This window comes from uncultured Cardiobacterium sp. (assembly GCF_938028825.1).
GTDB lineage: Bacteria > Pseudomonadota > Gammaproteobacteria > Cardiobacteriales > Cardiobacteriaceae > Cardiobacterium.
The window spans coordinates 1-16040 of sequence record NZ_CALIZP010000009.1 but is presented as its reverse complement, the minus strand read 5'-3'; the positions used below and the strand labels follow the sequence as shown (position 1 = coordinate 16040).

Annotated in this window: 14 protein-coding genes; 9 read left to right on the top strand and 5 right to left on the bottom strand. The window is 61.6% G+C overall.

Translation table 11 applies throughout. The features are described 5' to 3' along the window. Positions 1 to 173: 173 nt before the first annotated feature. A complete protein-coding gene (locus Q0562_RS00490) occupies positions 174 to 386 on the bottom strand; it encodes a hypothetical protein (protein WP_298639706.1) in 213 nt (70 codons plus the stop codon). A gap of 231 nt (positions 387 to 617) precedes the next feature. On the opposite strand from Q0562_RS00490, the gene cysG reads away from it, so the two are divergent. The 5 genes from cysG (at position 618) to Q0562_RS00465 (ending at position 6896) form a co-directional block, all read left to right on the top strand. Beyond that, positions 618 to 2006: a siroheme synthase CysG gene (gene cysG / locus Q0562_RS00485; RefSeq protein WP_298639705.1), complete on the top strand. Its 1389-nt coding sequence runs from the start codon at positions 618 to 620 to the stop codon at positions 2004 to 2006. A 30-nt stretch (positions 2007 to 2036) separates the two neighbouring features. Next, positions 2037 to 3416 (top strand): putative sulfate exporter family transporter, encoded by a 1380-nt coding sequence (locus tag Q0562_RS00480; protein ID WP_298639703.1) that lies wholly within the window; start codon positions 2037 to 2039, stop codon positions 3414 to 3416. Then, positions 3416 to 3775 carry a hypothetical protein gene (locus tag Q0562_RS00475; protein WP_298639702.1) on the top strand — a complete coding sequence of 120 codons (360 nt, stop codon included), beginning with the start codon at positions 3416 to 3418 and terminating at the stop codon, positions 3773 to 3775. The genes Q0562_RS00480 and Q0562_RS00475 overlap by 1 nt, the downstream gene beginning before the upstream one ends. An 83-nt stretch (positions 3776 to 3858) precedes the next feature. Then, positions 3859 to 5616, top strand: coding sequence for an assimilatory sulfite reductase (NADPH) hemoprotein subunit (cysI, locus tag Q0562_RS00470; RefSeq protein ID WP_298639700.1), 1758 nt, complete (start codon positions 3859 to 3861; stop codon positions 5614 to 5616). 131 nt (positions 5617 to 5747) lie between these two features. Beyond that, positions 5748 to 6896 (top strand): hypothetical protein, encoded by a 1149-nt coding sequence (locus Q0562_RS00465; protein WP_298639698.1) that lies wholly within the window; start codon positions 5748 to 5750, stop codon positions 6894 to 6896. A 56-nt stretch (positions 6897 to 6952) separates the two neighbouring features. Here Q0562_RS00465 and Q0562_RS00460 read toward each other — a convergent pair whose 3' ends face one another. Together Q0562_RS00460 and Q0562_RS00455 are read right to left on the bottom strand one after the other, a co-directional pair. Next, a complete protein-coding gene (locus Q0562_RS00460; RefSeq protein ID WP_298639697.1) occupies positions 6953 to 7576 on the bottom strand; it encodes an ACP phosphodiesterase in 624 nt (207 codons plus the stop codon). Between the two features lie 6 nt (positions 7577 to 7582). Then, complete coding sequence (locus tag Q0562_RS00455) at positions 7583 to 8143, bottom strand: outer membrane lipoprotein carrier protein LolA (RefSeq protein ID WP_298639695.1); 561 nt, start codon at positions 8141 to 8143, stop codon at positions 7583 to 7585. 349 nt (positions 8144 to 8492) lie between these two features. Here Q0562_RS00455 and Q0562_RS00450 point away from each other — a divergent pair, with 349 nt between their 5' ends. From Q0562_RS00450 to Q0562_RS00440, 3 genes are all read left to right on the top strand, one after another. After that, positions 8493 to 8699, top strand: coding sequence for a hypothetical protein (locus tag Q0562_RS00450; protein ID WP_298639694.1), 207 nt, complete (start codon positions 8493 to 8495; stop codon positions 8697 to 8699). A gap of 112 nt (positions 8700 to 8811) precedes the next feature. Then, the gene (locus tag Q0562_RS00445) at positions 8812 to 9825 is read left to right on the top strand and encodes an amino acid ABC transporter substrate-binding protein (protein WP_298639692.1); all 1014 of its coding nucleotides are present in this window, start codon (positions 8812 to 8814) and stop codon (positions 9823 to 9825) included. 64 nt (positions 9826 to 9889) lie between these two features. After that, positions 9890 to 13429: a helicase-related protein gene (locus Q0562_RS00440; RefSeq protein WP_298639691.1), complete on the top strand. Its 3540-nt coding sequence runs from the start codon at positions 9890 to 9892 to the stop codon at positions 13427 to 13429. A gap of 157 nt (positions 13430 to 13586) precedes the next feature. Here Q0562_RS00440 and Q0562_RS00435 read toward each other — a convergent pair whose 3' ends face one another. Then, a complete protein-coding gene (locus tag Q0562_RS00435; protein ID WP_298639689.1) occupies positions 13587 to 13904 on the bottom strand; it encodes a HigA family addiction module antitoxin in 318 nt (105 codons plus the stop codon). A 9-nt stretch (positions 13905 to 13913) separates the two neighbouring features. After that, positions 13914 to 14186, bottom strand: a complete 273-nt coding sequence (locus Q0562_RS00430) for a type II toxin-antitoxin system RelE/ParE family toxin (RefSeq protein ID WP_298639687.1) — start codon at positions 14184 to 14186, stop codon at positions 13914 to 13916. A 150-nt stretch (positions 14187 to 14336) separates the two neighbouring features. Here Q0562_RS00430 and Q0562_RS00425 point away from each other — a divergent pair. After that, the coding region (locus Q0562_RS00425) for a DUF1156 domain-containing protein (protein WP_298639686.1) at positions 14337 to 16040 on the top strand (1704 nt) is incomplete at its 3' end.

Genomic DNA, 16040 nt, shown 5'->3' with positions numbered 1-16040 from the left:
GCGACAAACCTGATAACCACGCCGCTTGACGAGGCATTGATATCCACTATTTCGGCGGGCGATGGATTTTTGTCGTGTACGAAGCCGCTGCCCATAAAAAAACCGCCTCTGGGCGGTTTTTTTATGGGCGGTCTTTATGCGCGGCGGTCGCCGTGCCCGCAGGCTGGCGGGATTTACTGCTTGTCCGCATCGTCGAGCTGCTGCTGCGTATGGGCGACGCCCGCCCCGATTTTCTTCTCGGCCTTGTTGACCGTCTCGTCCTGGTATTTCAGCAGGGGGTTGTCGGCGCGGGCGGCAGATTCCTGCGGGGTGGTTTTCGGTTTCTCGCTGTCGCAGGCGGCAAGCGCCAGGGCGCAGGCGAACAGCAGGGCGGTTTGCTTGAACATCGGATTCTCCGGTTGCGTGAAGGAATGACGGCCGCAGGTTCGGCATCCGGCGGGAAAGGAGGTAAACCGCCGCACGCTCCGCCCGCGACCGCCGCCCCTACTATACCATCGCGGCCGGGAAAAGCCTTGCCGCCCATATGCCCAAAACGCATAACCACCCTCCAAACCGCTATTTCACAGCGGGGCGCGGGCTTCTTATGATGCGGCCAACACACCAACAGGAACCTCATCATGACGCCACATTTTCCCCTTTTTGCCGATTTGCGCGGGCGGGCGGTGCTGCTCGTCGGCGGCGGGCACGTCGCCGCGCGCAAGGCCGAAGCGCTGTTGCGCGCCGGCGCGCGGCTGCGCGTGGTCGCACGTGACTTGTCCGCACCGTTTCAGGACTGGCTTGCCGCCGGGCAGATGGAACATATTGGCGCGGATTTTGTCTCCGCCCAGCTTGACGGCGTCTTTCTCGCCGTCGCCGCCACCGATGATCCGGCGCTGAACGGCGCGGTGTTCCGGGCGGCGGAAGCGGCGGGGAAATTGTGCAATGTGGTGGACAGCCCCGCCCTGTGTTCATTCATCGTCCCCGCCGTGGTTGACCGCGCGCCGCTGCAAATCGCCATCAGCAGCGCGGGTACCGCGCCTGTGCTTGCCCGCTACTGGCGGCAGCGCATCGAGACGCTGATTCCGGCGCACACCGGCAAGCTGGCGGCCATCGCCGGCCGTGCCCGCGCGCTGGTCAAACGCAAACTGCCCGCCACCGCCCGCCGCGCCTTCTGGGAAAAGCTCTTTGCCGGACGTTTCGACACGCTGGTGGCGCAGCGCCGCCACGCGGAAGCGGAACGCGAACTCGCCGCCCAGCTGGATGCCTTCGTGCCGTCGCGCGGCGAGGTGGTGCTGGCGGGCGCGGGGCCGGGCGATGCCGGCTTGCTCACCCTGCACGCCTTGCAGGCGATTCAGGCCGCCGACATTGTTTTTTATGACGCCCTTGTTTCGGACGACATCCGCCGCCTGATCCGCAAGGACGCGGAGCAGGTCTGCGTCGGCAAGCGCGCCGGGGCGCATCAGGTGGCGCAGGCGGAGACGAACGCGCTCCTGGTGCGCCACGCCCGCCTCGGCAAGCGGGTGGTGCGCCTGAAAGGCGGCGACCCGTTTGTCTTTGCGCGCGGCGGCGAGGAAGCGGCGGCGTTGCAGGCGGCGGACGTGCCCTACCGCGTCATCCCCGGCATCACCGCCGCCCTCGGCGCGACCGCCTATGCGGGCATCCCGCTCACCCACCGCGACTACGCGCAATCGGCGCTGTTCGTCACCGGCCACTGCCGCGACGGCGCGCGTCCCGACTGGGCGACGCTGGCGCGGGCGCGGCAGACGCTGGTGATTTACATGGGCACGCTGCAAGCGGCTACGGTCAGCGCCGAGCTGATGCGCCACGGCCGCGCCGCGACGACCCCCGTCGCCGTCATCAGCAACGGCACGCTGCCGACGCAGGCGGTGCAGACCGGCGTGCTGCGCGACTTGCCGGCGCTGGCTGCCGCCGCCCCGCGCCCGGCGCTGATTGTCATCGGCGAAGTGGTGCGCCTGCGCGCACAGCTCGCCTGGTTCGGCGAGGCGCTATCCGGCATCGCCGCCTGATTTTTTCTTCGATAGAGAGAGGTACCCACCATGACCACCGACACCTTGACCCTGCCGCGCGAAGAAGCGGACACCTGCCCCTCCGCCCCGCCGCCCGTCTGGCTGAAAAAAGAAGACAGCTGGGCGATTATCATCGGCCTCGGCCTCGTCATCGCCACCACCGCCCTCTTTCTCACGGGCGGCAGCGGCATCACCGCCTATTTCAGCTTCGGCGTGAAGGGCTGGACGACGCCCGCCGAACTCGCCGCGCAACTGCCCGCGAAAATCCCCGGCGCCATCGGCCTCTACCTGCTGCTCGCCGCCGTCCTCAGCCTTGGCGCGCGCAGCCTCGGCTACCACGTGCAGCGCTATCTGGCGGGATTTACCGCGCTCTACCTGCTCGCCATCGCCGTTTTGCTCGCCAGCGCGCACAGCGCCGCGAAAAGCGCGCAACTGGAAGGCCCGCTGGTCGCGCTCTTCATCGGCCTCGTCATCGGCAACGCCGCCCGCCTGCCCGCCTGGTTCAACGAAGCGCTGCGCACCGAGTACTACGTGAAAACCGGCATCGTGCTGATGGGCGCGACCCTGCCGTTCACCATCATCCTGCGCGCAGGCCCCGCCGCCATCGGCCAGGCGCTGATCGTCTCCATCGTCACCTTCACCAGCATCTACCTCGCCGCCACCCGCCTCTTCCGCCTCGACCGCCGCTTCGCCGCCTGCCTCGGCGCGGGCGGCTCCATCTGCGGTGTTTCCGGCGCAATTGCCATCGGCGGTGCCTGCCGCGCGCAAAAAGAACACGTCTCCATGGCCATCTCGATCGTCATCGTCTGGGCGGTCGTCATGATTTTCTTCCTGCCCGCCGCCAGCCGCTGGCTCGGCCTGCACCCCGGCGTGGCGGGCGCGTGGATCGGCACCTCCGAATTTGCCGACGCCGCCGGCTTTGCCGCCGCCGAAGCCATCGGCCACGACGCCGCCACCGAAGCCTTCACCCTGATGAAAGTCGTCGGGCGCGACATGTTCGTCGGCATCTGGGCCTTTCTCGTCGCCATCCTGTCCGTCACTGTGTGGGAAAGACAGACAGCCGCGAGCAGCGAACGCATCGACCGCCGCGAAATCTGGCAACGCTTCCCCAAGTTCATCCTCGGCTTCTTCGTGGCCTCCATCCTCACCACCCTCGTCCTCACCACCCTCAGCGCCGATGCCGCCAAAGCCTATAACGCCGACACCCTGAAAACCCTGAAAGACCTGCGCGGCTGGTTCTTCACCCTCACCTTCCTCAGCATCGGCCTGACCACGCGCTTCCGCGACCTCGCCGCCGTCGGCCTGAAACCCTGCTTCGCTTTCGCCATCGGCGTCGCCATCAACCTGCCGCTCGGCTACTGGCTCTCGAACCACGTCTTCGACAGCTACTGGCGCAGCCTGGGGGCGTGATGCAAAACGCCCCTGACGCGCAGGGTGGGCAACTTGTCGCCCACGCGGATAACCAACAGCAGCAACCGCCAGGCGGCACAATCCCGCCCTTCCGCCAACCGCAACCGGCCACAGCGACCATGATCCACATCAAAACCACCATCCGCAGCGCCTACCCGCCGCACGACCCGCGCAACGCCGCCCTGCGTGAATACCTTGACCGCGCGCACTACACCATCCGTGTCGGCAAACGCGGCTGGCAGGCGGAAAGCCGCGACGGCGAAGGCAACGACCACAAAACCGCCCTGCGCACCGCCGGCTTTGCCGATTACGACTACCATCTCTATGTCGAATACCAGCGCGCCTGGGGGTATCTGTAACCGCAGGGCGGGCTTCAGCCCGCCGCCCGCACAGGCGCGGCTGACGACTACCACCCATCCACACAAACCATAAGGAACCCATCATGAGCCACACCCACGACCCGCGCGCCAAACTGCCCGACGTGCCCTACTCCGACAACGAACGCCTCAAAGACGAAAGTGACTACCTGCACGGCAGCATCGCCGCCGACCTCAAAGACGGCATCACCGGCGCCTTTCGCGGCGACAACTTCCAGCTCATCCGCTTCCACGGCATGTATGAGCAGGACAACCGCGACCTGCGCGCCGAACGCGCCGAGCAGAAACTCGAACCGCTGAAAAGCATGATGCTGCGCTGCCGCCTGCCGGGGGGCGTCATCACCCCGCAGCAATGGCTGGGCATCGACGAATTTGCCGGCGAGCACACCCTCTACGGCTCCATCCGCATCACCAACCGCCAGACCTTCCAGTACCACGGCGTCCTGAAACCCAACATCAAGGCCATGCACCAATGGCTGCACAAACTGGGGCTCGATTCCATCGCGACCGCAAGCGACGTGAACCGCAACGTCCTCTGCACCACCAACCCGGTGGAAAGCGCCCTGCACAAAGAGGCCCACGAATGGGCGAAAAAAATCAGCATGCAGCTGCTGCCGCGCACCACCGCCTATGCCGACATCTGGCTGGACGGCGAAAAAGTGTTCACCACCGAGCCGCCCAAACCGCTCATCAAAGAAGTGGCCGACGACGTCGAACCCATCCTCGGCAAAAACTACCTGCCGCGCAAATTCAAAACCGCCGTGGTCATCCCGCCGGATAACGAAGTGGACATCCACTCCAACGATCTCGGCTTCGTCGCCATCGAAGAAAACGGCCACCTTGTCGGCTTCAACGTGCTGGTCGGTGGCGGTCTCTCCAGCGAACACGGCAACACCACCACCTACCCCAACACTTCCTACGAATTCGGCTACGTGCCGCTCAGTCACACCCTGCACTGCGCAGAAGCCGTGGTCAGCACCCAGCGCGACTGGGGCGACAGAAGCGACCGCAAACACGCGCGCACCCGCTACACCCTCGAACGCGTCGGCGTGGACGTCTTCAAAGCCGAAGTCGAAAAACGCATGGGCATCAAATTCGAGCCCATCCGCCCCTACCACTTCACGACCCGGGGCGACCGCATCGGCTGGGTCAAAGGCGAAGAAGGCAACTGGCACCTCACCCTCTACATCGAAAACGGCCGCCTCATCGACACTGACGACAAACCGCTGAAAACCGGGATGCGCGAAATCGCCAAAATCCACAAAGGCGACTTCCGCCTGACCGCCAACCAGAACCTCATCGTCGCGGGTGTGGCACCAAAAGACAAAGCCAAAATCGAAAAACTGGCGCGCGAATACGGCCTCATCAGCGACACCGTCACCAAACAGCGGGAAAACAGCATGGCCTGCGTCTCACTGCCGACCTGCCCGCTCGCCATGGCCGAAGCCGAACGCTTCATCCCCGGCCTCATCGACCAGGTGGATGCCATCATGGCCAAACACGGCATGGCGGACGAACACGTCGTGCTGCGCGTGACCGGCTGCCCGAACGGCTGCGGTCGGGCGATGCTGGCGGAAATCGGCCTCGTCGGCAAAGCCATCGGACGCTACAACCTCTTCGCGGGCGGCAACCGCATCGGCACGCGCATCCCGCGCCTTTACAAAGAAAACATCACCGAGCCGGAAATCCTCGCCATCCTGGACGAATGGATTGGTGCCTGGGCACGGGAACGCGAAACGGATGAAGGTTTCGGCGACTACGCCATCCGCGCCGGCATCGTCAAACCCGTGCTCGACCCGCCGCGCGATTTCTGGGCGGCATGACACCCAGCCGGCGGAGAAAAACACAGGTGCAGGGCGGGCTGAAACCCGCCCTGTTTCTTTCGCCGCTATATAGCCGCTTCAAATAGTTCGCAGGGTGGGCTTCAGCCCACCATTACTATTATTGCGGCGGGTTGAAATCCGCTTGCGCCGCTATCCTGGTGCGGCAATTTGCCCATATGATGGGTGGCAAGCGGCGGCAGGGCACGTCATGCCGCCTGTCCTTCTACCGCATCATTCAGGAGAAAATCATGCGCCCCGTCAAGCGCCCGCCGATTCACCCGCCTACTATTTATGCATGGAAGTATGGCCCCGGCCGCACGATGGAAACCTATCTCGGCTATCAGATGCTGGCCTCTCTCGGCATTGTCGTGCTTGCCGAGATTTTATTTTCCCTGCGCGTCATCGGCATATCGACGCAGGTTTATTTGCTGGCGCAATTTTTTATCCTCCTGCTGCTCTGTGCCGCCAGCCTCGCCGTGCCGCCCTTGCTGAATTATCTGGCGCGTTACCCTTTTACCGGCATGAATGCTGTACGCGATGCCATGTTGGCGTATAGCGAAACAGAAATAGACGATGAAGAGGAGCGCGCGGCGTATTTGCAGGAAATGGCGCTGAATGGTTATGTGCCGCCTGCGGCGCGGCAGCAATATGCGCTGGCGGTGATTGTCTGTTTGCTGTTGTGCCAGTTGTTCGTTATCGGTGTCTGGATGCAGGACGGCATCTTGATATGGCGCCCCGCCTGGGTGGACGGCATTATCGACTGGATGCGGGCACATACCGGGGCATGGGATAAAGAACAGTGGCAGATGCTTTTTTATATTGACCGCAGGGATACGGTGTTTGCCGGGATATTTCCCGATGATCATGCTTTTCTCGCCTCACCTTTGGGCGACAGCCAGCTCTTTTTTCATGTGGTATTGCTCTGTATGCACCCGCTCTTTATCGTCTGTTATTATCTGTGGCTTTCGCGCATTCTGGATTATTTGGGTTTTGTGTTAATTGACCCGCGTTATATCAACAGCGTTGCCGCTTTTTGTAAATCATTTTTTTGGTTCCTGCCCTTATTGTTCTTATTGACAGGGGGCGCCATGGCTATTAAATCAATACCGTCTTTGCCAACCGATAATTGGATTATGGGTATCCGGTACTGGAATAAGGGTGCAGGGGAATTATTGGTGATATACCTCTTGCTTGTAACGTCTCTGAAATTCCTTTCCGGCTGGTGCCTTTTCTTTGCCCGCCCGTTTTTGCCGGCAAGGGAAGAAGATTTTTATGATTGACGGCAAATCCCCCAAATCATCCGCTTGTTGTCGGGACGTCGCCACAGGCAGCGCCTCTACATGGGCGGTGGCAGGCGGCAGGCATCATCGCCACGCAGGAACGGCACCATGCTTTCCCGCCGCACCCGGAAAAACGCCTGCACCGCCCGCCCGGCGAAGGCGGCTTCATCCGCGTCCAGCACGGCGGTGGCGGTGGTGAGGATGTCGCCCCGGCGCAGCCGCTGCGCGATGCCGGCAAAGGCCCGGGCGAGGAAGGCGCGGTCGCCGTAGCGGGGCAGGACGTTATCCGCTTCCAGCCAGGCGAAGGTGCGCGCGAAGGCGGCGGGGAAAAGCGGGCGGTATGCGCCGACGCGGCGCAGGATGTCCGCCGCGACGCCGGCCAGGTCTTGCCGGAAGAGGCGCTCGAAGTCGCGGCAGAGGAAGTGGTCGATGAACATGTCGGCGACGATGCCCTTGCAGCGGCCGAAGCCGCCCAGCAGCGGGTAGAGCGGGTTGTCGGCGCGGTCGGCGAGGCTGTCGATGCGGCGGTGCAGCACCACGCCCGCACGCAGGGCGGCGGGCAGGGGAAGCGCCGCCACCGGCCCTTTGTAGAAGTCGCCGGCGAAGTTGTCGTAGAGCGTCTGTTGCCGGTGGGCGTCGTCCAGCGCGAGGGAAATCAGCGCGTGGCCGAGGAAGTTCACGGGCGGCTACTGTTCGACGTGAAAGCGCAGTTCGCTTTTGTCGCCCTGCGCCTCTTCGAGGACGACCTGCTCGACATAGGCCCCGCCCCGGATGTCGATGCGCTCGAAAATTTGCCGCATCAGCGCGTTTTTCGGCAGCAGTTGCAGCGTCCACGCCGCCGCTTCGCCGCCCGCCGTGATGCTGAAATATTCGTTCAGGGTGGCTTCGTCGGCGCGGAGGAAGGCGAGGAAGAGGCGGCTTTGCGCTTCGTTCGCCGCCGTGCTGCCGGCCGGTTGCCAGGCGTCGCCCTGCCACTGACTGACGCCCTCGGCGGTGATGCGCAGGCTGCTGGCAAACGGTTTTTCCAGATTCCAGTAGAGCGCGCCCTGTTGCAGGGCGAAGTGGCCGCTGGCAACCAGCGGGCGGTTCATGCCGCGCAGGTAGCGGGTCTGGGTGAAGGTGCCGGCCGGTTCGGGCTGGCGGCGCAGTTGCGCGGTGATGTCGGCGACGCTGATGGCGGCGTGGGCGGGCAGCGCGGCGAGGAGGCACAGCGCGGCGAGGAGGCGGGTGAAGCAGGTGCGGGTCATGTGTGTTTCTCCTGATGATTATTGATGGTTTCAATGGTGGCGGCATTATGCACGCTTTACCGCCGTCTTTCGGTGAATCATGCGAGACTGGCCGCCTGTCGCCACATCTTTTTTCAAGGAGAAACCATGCCCCGTTTCCCGCTCAACCTCGCCGACCCGCGTACGCGCGGCTGGGGCGGCGCTTGTCTCGACCCCTCGCATGCTTCTTGTTGGGTTATCGTCACCGCAGTGCTGCTGCCCGCGATGTACGACGCGACCACCGGGCCGTTCCTCACCCCCTGGGTTGGCCTGTGGCTGCCGCTGTGGGGTACTTACGGCCTGTTCCTCTATCTGCGCCGCCGCGCCTATTTTGACCCGCGCACCGCTCACCGAACGCCTCCTCTTCTGGCCGACCACCCTGCTGGCCTGCTTCGCCATCCCGGCCGGCATTCAGGTGAACCTGGGCGTAACCACATGGCTGACCACGCACCATGAAGACATCCTCCGGCTCGTCACCGCGCAGGGCATGCTCAACCTGGGCGTGCCGCTCATCGCCCTGCTTGTGCGCAGGCGGTAGAAGAAAAATCAGGGACATCCGCTCGCCCGCTTGCGGCGGGAAAAGCCTGATAGACTACCGCCGCCCCGCCTGGCAGCGGGGCTCCCATCCATCCCCACACAAGGACCCACCCATGAAAACCACCCTGCTCACCGCCGCCATCACCTGCGCGGCACTCGCGACCTGCGCCGCCCATGCGGGCACGCTGGATGACATCAAAAAACGTGGCGAATTGCGCTGCGGCGTCACCCAAGCGCTTGCCGGCTTCTCCGTCGCCGATGACAAAGGCCGCTGGACCGGACTTGATGTCGATTACTGCCGCGCGCTGGCCTCCGCCATCTTCCACGATCCGGAAAAAGTCACCTTCCGCCCGACCTCATCCAAAGAACGCTTTACCGTACTGCAATCGGGCGAAATTGACGTGCTGGCGCGCGTGACCACCTGGACCACCTCGCGCGACGTCGATATGCCGTTTGACTTCATCGGCGTCAACTACTACGACGGTCAGGGTTTCATGGTGCGCAAAGACCTCGGCATCAAAAGCGTGAAAGAGCTTTCCGGCGCCTCCATCTGCACCAACACCGGCACCAGCACCGAAACCAACATGGCGGACTACTTCAAGGCGAACGGCCTCGAATACAAACCCGTCATCTTCGAAAAATCCGAAGAAGTGAAAAGTGCCTACGACGCTGGCCGCTGCGACGCCTACTCCTCGGACGTCTCCGGCCTCTACGTGCAGCGCAAACTGCTCGCCAACCCCGATGCGCACGACATCCTGCCGGAAGTCATCTCCAAAGAACCGCTTGGCCCGCTGGTGCGCCAGGAAGATCCCGCTTTCAAAGACCTCGCTGCCTGGACGCATCACTGCATGGTGAACGCTGAAGAATACGGTGTGACCCAGGCGAACGTTGACGAGATGAAAAACAGCAACAATCCGAACATCCGCCGCCTGCTCGGCGTGGAAGCAAACGGCGCGGACAAACTCGGCGTTGGCCGGGATTTCTGCTACCACATCGTGAAAAACATCGGCAACTACGGCGAAGCCTATGACAGAAACGTCGGCAAAGACTCGCCGCTTGCCATCGAACGCGGCCTGAACCGCCTGTGGAATCAGGGCGGCATCATGTTTGCCCCGCCGCTGCGTTAAGCCCCATCACTCACCGAAGAGACGCCTCACCGCGTCTCTTTTCACATCAACATCGGAGCCTGCCATGCTCAAACTCGAAGCCATCACCCCATCCGCGCAGCTGGGCGGCATCCTTGCCAACGACATCGTGCATATCATCACCACCGCATGGGTTGGGACAGATGCGCTGACCATTTATTACAAAGACAGCCAAGGCAAACTGGGCGAGCAGCTGCTCTTTCGCAGTGATGAAGCGCGCTTGAGTCTCGCACAGGAAGGCTGGGCATACGCCTTTGATGCCGACGGGGCGAAATTCCGGCTGGCACTGGAAGCCTACCGTATCGCGCAGGCGGCATTATTTGACCCGATGATGGCGGTGCACACCTCCAACGTTGAACCGCTGCCGCACCAGATTTCCGCCGTCTATGAAGCGATGCTGCCCCGACAACCACTGCGTTTCGTGCTGGCCGATGACCCCGGCGCGGGCAAGACCATCATGGCCGGGCTGCTTATCCGCGAATTACTGATACGGGCAGACGCGCAACGCATCCTGATTGTTGCCCCCGGTTCGCTGTGTGAGCAGTGGCAGGATGAAATGCTGGAAAAATTTAACGTGGAATTTACCCTGTTCAGCCGCGAAAAACAGGAACAATCCCCCTCGGGCAACTACTTCGCCGACAGCGACCGCCTGATCTGCCGCCTTGATCAACTGTCGCGCAATGCCGACTATCAGGCCAAACTGAAAAACACCACCTGGGATCTCATCATCGTTGACGAAGCGCACAAACTCTCCGCCAACTATGGTGGCAACAAAATCAACAAAAGCAAACGCTTCCAGCTGGGTGAGCTGCTCGGTAGCATCAGCCGCCATTTCCTGCTGATGACCGCCACCCCGCACAACGGCAAAGAAGCCGACTTCCAAATCTGGTTGTCGCTGCTTGATGGCGACCGCTTCTACGGCAAATTCCGTGAAGGCGTGCACAAAGTTGATGTCTCGGACATGATGCGACGCATGGTCAAAGAAGAACTGCTGAAATTCGATGGTAAGCCGCTCTTCCCTGAACGCCGCGCCTACACTGCCAACTACACCCTGTCGCTGCCAGAAGCTGCGCTATACGAACAAGTCACCACCTACGTCCGCGAAGAAATGAATCGCGCCGACAACCTCGACGGGCAGAAAAAAAACAACGTCGGCTTCGCCCTTACCATGCTGCAACGCCGCCTCGTCTCCAGCCCCGAAGCTATCTACCAATCGCTGAAACGTCGTCGTGAACGCCTGGAAAACCGCCTGAGCGAGGCCAGACTGCTGGCGCGTGGTGAAAAAGTGCGGCAACACCTCTCCGAAACCCTCGGCACCTACTACGTTGCGCGGCAAATCGACCTGCCGGAAAGCATGGACGAGCTGGATGAAGAACTGGGTGGCGCCGAATACGAGACCTACATCGAACAAGTCGTGGATCAGGCGAGTGCCTCCGAAACCATCCCCGAACTGGAAGCAGAAATCCACAGCCTGCAACGTCTCGAACGGCAAGCGCAGCAAGTCGTGCAAAGCGGCAGCGACACCAAATGGGAACAACTCTCCGCCCTGTTGCAGGATGCGCCGCACATGAAAGATGCCAACGGGCAGCGGCGCAAACTCATCATCTTTACCGAACACAAAGACACCCTGCACTACCTCGCCGCACGCATCACCAACCTGCTTGGCAGTGCGGAAGGCGTGCGCACCATCTCGGGCAGCACCAACCGCGACGAACGCCGCAAAATACAGGAAGAATTTCGCCACAACCCCGCTGTGCTCATCCTGATTGCCACGGATGCGGCCGGCGAAGGCGTCAACCTGCAAAACGCCAACCTGATGATCAACTACGACCTGCCCTGGAACCCGAACCGTATCGAACAGCGCTTTGGCCGCATCCACCGCATCGGCCAGACCGAAGTCTGCCACCTGTGGAATCTCGTCGCCAAAGAAACCCGCGAAGGCGAAGTCTTCCAAAAACTCTTCGACAAAATCGAAACCGTGCGCGCCACCCTCAAAGGCAAAGTCTTCGACATCCTCGGCGAAGCCTTTGCCGACAAACCGCTGCGCGAACTGCTACTGGAAGCTATCCGCTACGGCGAGCAGCCCGAAGTCAAGGCGCGCATGGACGAAGTCATCGCCGGCGCGCTGGACATCGAACACCTGCACGCCATCATTCGCCGCAACGCCCTCGCCGAACAAACCCTGCAACTGGAAGACCTCTATCACATCAAAGAAGAAATGGACAAAGCCGAAGCGCGCCGCCTGCAACCCTACTTCATTCATGCCTTCTTCAAGGAAGCCTTCGCCGCCCTCGGCGGCAGCCTGCACCCGCGCGAAGCGGGGCGCTACGAAATCACCTACGTCCCCGCCCGCATCCGCGACAACGACCGCGTCATCAGCGAAAGCCGCACCCCCGTGCTGAAAAAATACGCGCGCATCTGCTTCGACAAACAGCACATCCGCCCGGTGGGCAAAGCCCTGGCGGATTTCATCCACCCCGCTCACCCGCTGCTGCACAGCATCATCGACCTCACCTTGCAAGAGCACCGCAGCAAACTCAAACAGGGCGCCATCCTGCGTGATCCCAATGACATGGGCAGCGAGCCGGGCATCCTCTACATGATCGAACACGTCGTGCGCGACGGCGACGGCACAGACATCTCGCGCCGCCTGCAATTCGTGCACATTGACCGCCACGGCAACACCCGCTACGCGGGCTGGGCGCCGCACCTCGACCTCGTCCCGCTCAAAAAACCGGCTGACGACCCGCACATCCGGACACTACTGCACAGCGACTGGCTCAACCACGGCGATGGCGAACAGCGCGCCATCCACTACGCCGCCACCCACATCGCCCCGGCGCACTACCGGGAAATTCAGGCACGCCGCAACGTCCAGGCAGACAAAACCCTCGCCGCCGTACACGAACGCCTGGTCAAAGAAATCAACTACCAGCAGGACCGCTACCTCAAACTGCAAGACGACATCAAGGCGGGTAAACATCCGCGCCAGCAGCCGGAAACCCTGCGCCAGCGCATTGACGAACTCACCACCCGCCTCGAACAGCGCACGACCGCCTTGCGGGCCATGAAAAACATCACCTCGGCGACGCCCGTCATCATCAGCAGCGCACTGGTGCTGCCACAGGGCTGGTTCGCGGAGGACGGCGCCGCAGCCGCAGAAAACACCGTGGACGCCGCTGCCCGCGCCCGCGTTGAACAACTCGCCATGCAAGCCGTGATGGACACCGAAGCCGCCTTCGGCCATGCCGTTACCGACGTCAGCGCCGAAAAATGCGGCTGGGACATCACCGCCCGTCCCGCCCCGCACGCCGACGGCAGCCTGCCCGACGACCGCCACATCGAAGTCAAAGGCCGCGCCAAAGGACAAACCACCATCACCGTCAGCCGTAACGAAATCATGTATGCCCTCAACCAGGCCGACAAATACCTCCTCGCCATCGTCATCGTCGATGGCGACAAGGCGGAAGCGCCGCGCTACATCAAAAACCCCTTTACCGCCGAACCCGACTTCGGCGTTACCGGCGTCGACTACGACCTCGCCAAACTGCTGGCCAAATCCGTGCCGCCCGCAGAAACCCTGTGATACCAAAACCCCAAATAATCTGCCGTAGGGCGGGCTCCAGCCCGCCGCAACAAGGCTAATAGTGAGCCCGGTGTTTATGCCGTTTGCCGGATCCAGCGACTACGCCGCTTGGCAGCGTCCTGCTTCTTCCCCGGCAACAAGCGCTTAAGCAGCGGATTCAGGCGGGAATGGCGGGACAGGGGACAATGGCAGCCAGGGCATCCGCCTCCTTCACCTGCGCCAGGCGCAAATCGTAGGCGTTTTGCCAGTTCAGCCAATATTGCGGACTGGTGCGGAAATATTTGCCCAGCCGCAGGGCGGCTTCCGGCGTAACGGCGCGCCGTTCCCGCACAATATCGTTGATAAAAGGCGCGGGCAGATGCAGGGCGGCAGCCAGCGTCGCCGCATTCATACCGAGCGGAATCAGGAAATCTTCGCGCAAATGCTCACCCGGATGAATGGGGCGCATACCGTTTTCTGCATGAAAAATCGTCATGTGATGGCCTCAGTGGTAGTCAACAATTTCTACTGCACAAGCGGCACCGTTTGCCCACTTGAAGCAGATTCTGTACTGGCGGTTGATACGGATGCTGTATTGCCCGACCCGGTCACCGGAGAGCGCTTCCAGCATATTGCCCGGTGGTGCGCGCAAATCATCAAGGCATGTCGCTTGTGCCAGGGCATTCAGTTTCCGCTGCGCGATACGGGCAAAGGCTTCAAACCGCTTGACCCGCTTGCCCTCGAATAAAGCAGCAGTATCTTTACAGATAAAATCCATATAAAACGCTTGGTTTATGTCACGGTTGGCATTATAGAAAAACGGCTGTCCACCGGCATATGTCCATCTGTCGTGCTCTCGCCCCAATGCCATCATTGCCCCACCCGTGCACAGGGCTACAATAGCCGCCCGCCCACCAGGATCCGCACCATGCACCCCATCCACATCCCGAAAAAACTGATCGAAGTCGCCCTGCCGCTGGATGACATCAACAAGGCCAGTGCATACGAAAAGATGCCCGGCATTGGCGCACATCCGCGCGGCATCCATCTGTGGTGGGCACGACGGCCGCTCGCCGCCGCCCGCGCCGTGATCTTCGCGCAGATGGTGAACGATCCCGGCTATGAGGTCGGCAAGGGCTTTCGGCGCGGCGTCAACAAAAAAGCCGCTGAAATCCGTCGCGAGCAGTTGTTCGATATCATCCGCGAGCTGGTGAAATGGGAAAACAGCAACAACCCCGACGTCCTCAAGCGCGCCAACGACGCCATTTGGGCGAGCTGGCGCGAAACCTGCGAGCTCAACAAAAAACACCCGCAGGCCGCCACCCTCTTTAATCCGGAAGTCCTGCCCGCCTTCCATGATCCCTTCGCCGGTGGCGGTGCCCTGCCACTGGAAGCGCAGCGCCTCGGCCTTGCCGCTTACGCCAGCGACCTCAACCCCGTGGCGGTGATGATCAACAAAGCCATGCTCGACATCCCGCCGCGTTTTGCCGGCATTGCCCCCATCGGCCCACTACCCGTCGGCGAAACACCATGCGGCACCACACAAGACTGGCCGGGCGCCAGCGGCCTCGCCGAAACCGTGCGCCGCTACGGCCACTGGATGCGCGACGAAGCGGTAAAGCGCATCGGCCACCTCTACCCGACAATCACCATCACCGCCGAGATGTGCGCCACGCGTCCCGACCTCAAACCCCTGCTCGGCCAAAAACTCACCGTCATCGCCTGGCTGTGGGCGCGCACCGTAAAAAGCGCCAACCCCGCCTTTTCCCATTGCCAGGTGCCGCTGGTGTCCAGCTTCATCCTGTCGAGCAAAAAAGACAAAGAAGTGTATGTCCAGCCGGTGATTAGCGGCGATGACTACCGCTTCACCGTCAAGATGGGTAAACCGCCGGCAGCGGCAAAAAACGGTACCAAAGCGGCGCGCGGCGCCAATTTCACCTGCCTACTCTCAGGCAGCCCGCTCAATCAGGCGCATATCCGCGAAGAGTTCAAGCAAAAACGCGTCGGGCAACGCCTGATGGCGATCGTCGCCGAAGGGAAAAATGGCCGTGTTTATCTGTCACCAACTGCCGAAATGGAAGCCATTGCCCACAGCGCCCAACCGGGCTGGCAGCCGGATATGGCTATGAATCAGGATTGCAAGGATTTGGTATCGGGACGCGGCTACGGCATCACGCAATGGTCGGAACTCTTTACCGCCCGCCAACTGACCGCGTTGTCCACCTTTTCCGATTTGGTGCAGGAAGCCAAAGAGCGCATCAGCGCCGACGCCCGCGCTGCCGGGATGACGGACGACGGCATCGGTCTGGCGCAAGGCGGCACAGGCGCCACAGCTTTTGCCGAAGCAGTGGCGGTGTATTTGGCGTTTGCGGTAGATAGACTGGCAGATTTCAATAGCACTACAGCGACTTGGAAACCTTCAGGTGAACAGGTAATGCAGACATTCAAACGACAGGCTATTCCTATGACCTGGGATTTTCCCGAATCTAATGTACTTATTAATAAAGCTATATGCTGGATAAACTCTATTAAATATACTGTTGATAATTTGAATAGTTGTTCTTGTTCTAAATCAGCAATCAGCAATCAGCAATCAGCAATCAGCAATCAGCAATCAGCAATCAGCAATCAG

What these genes read in the sequence shown, in the direction of transcription:
- Q0562_RS00490 (WP_298639706.1), bottom strand. Translation starts at nt 386, where the DNA reads ATGTTCAAGCAAACCGCCCTGCTGTTCGCCTGCGCCCTGGCGCTTGCC.
- cysG (WP_298639705.1), top strand. Translation starts at nt 618, where the DNA reads ATGACGCCACATTTTCCCCTTTTTGCCGATTTGCGCGGGCGGGCGGTG.
- Q0562_RS00480 (WP_298639703.1), top strand. Translation starts at nt 2,037, where the DNA reads ATGACCACCGACACCTTGACCCTGCCGCGCGAAGAAGCGGACACCTGC.
- Q0562_RS00475 (WP_298639702.1), top strand. Translation starts at nt 3,416, where the DNA reads ATGCAAAACGCCCCTGACGCGCAGGGTGGGCAACTTGTCGCCCACGCG.
- cysI (WP_298639700.1), top strand. Translation starts at nt 3,859, where the DNA reads ATGAGCCACACCCACGACCCGCGCGCCAAACTGCCCGACGTGCCCTAC.
- Q0562_RS00455 (WP_298639695.1), bottom strand. Translation starts at nt 8,143, where the DNA reads ATGACCCGCACCTGCTTCACCCGCCTCCTCGCCGCGCTGTGCCTCCTC.
- Q0562_RS00445 (WP_298639692.1), top strand. Translation starts at nt 8,812, where the DNA reads ATGAAAACCACCCTGCTCACCGCCGCCATCACCTGCGCGGCACTCGCG.
- Q0562_RS00440 (WP_298639691.1), top strand. Translation starts at nt 9,890, where the DNA reads ATGCTCAAACTCGAAGCCATCACCCCATCCGCGCAGCTGGGCGGCATC.
- Q0562_RS00435 (WP_298639689.1), bottom strand. Translation starts at nt 13,904, where the DNA reads ATGACGATTTTTCATGCAGAAAACGGTATGCGCCCCATTCATCCGGGT.
- Q0562_RS00430 (WP_298639687.1), bottom strand. Translation starts at nt 14,186, where the DNA reads ATGGATTTTATCTGTAAAGATACTGCTGCTTTATTCGAGGGCAAGCGG.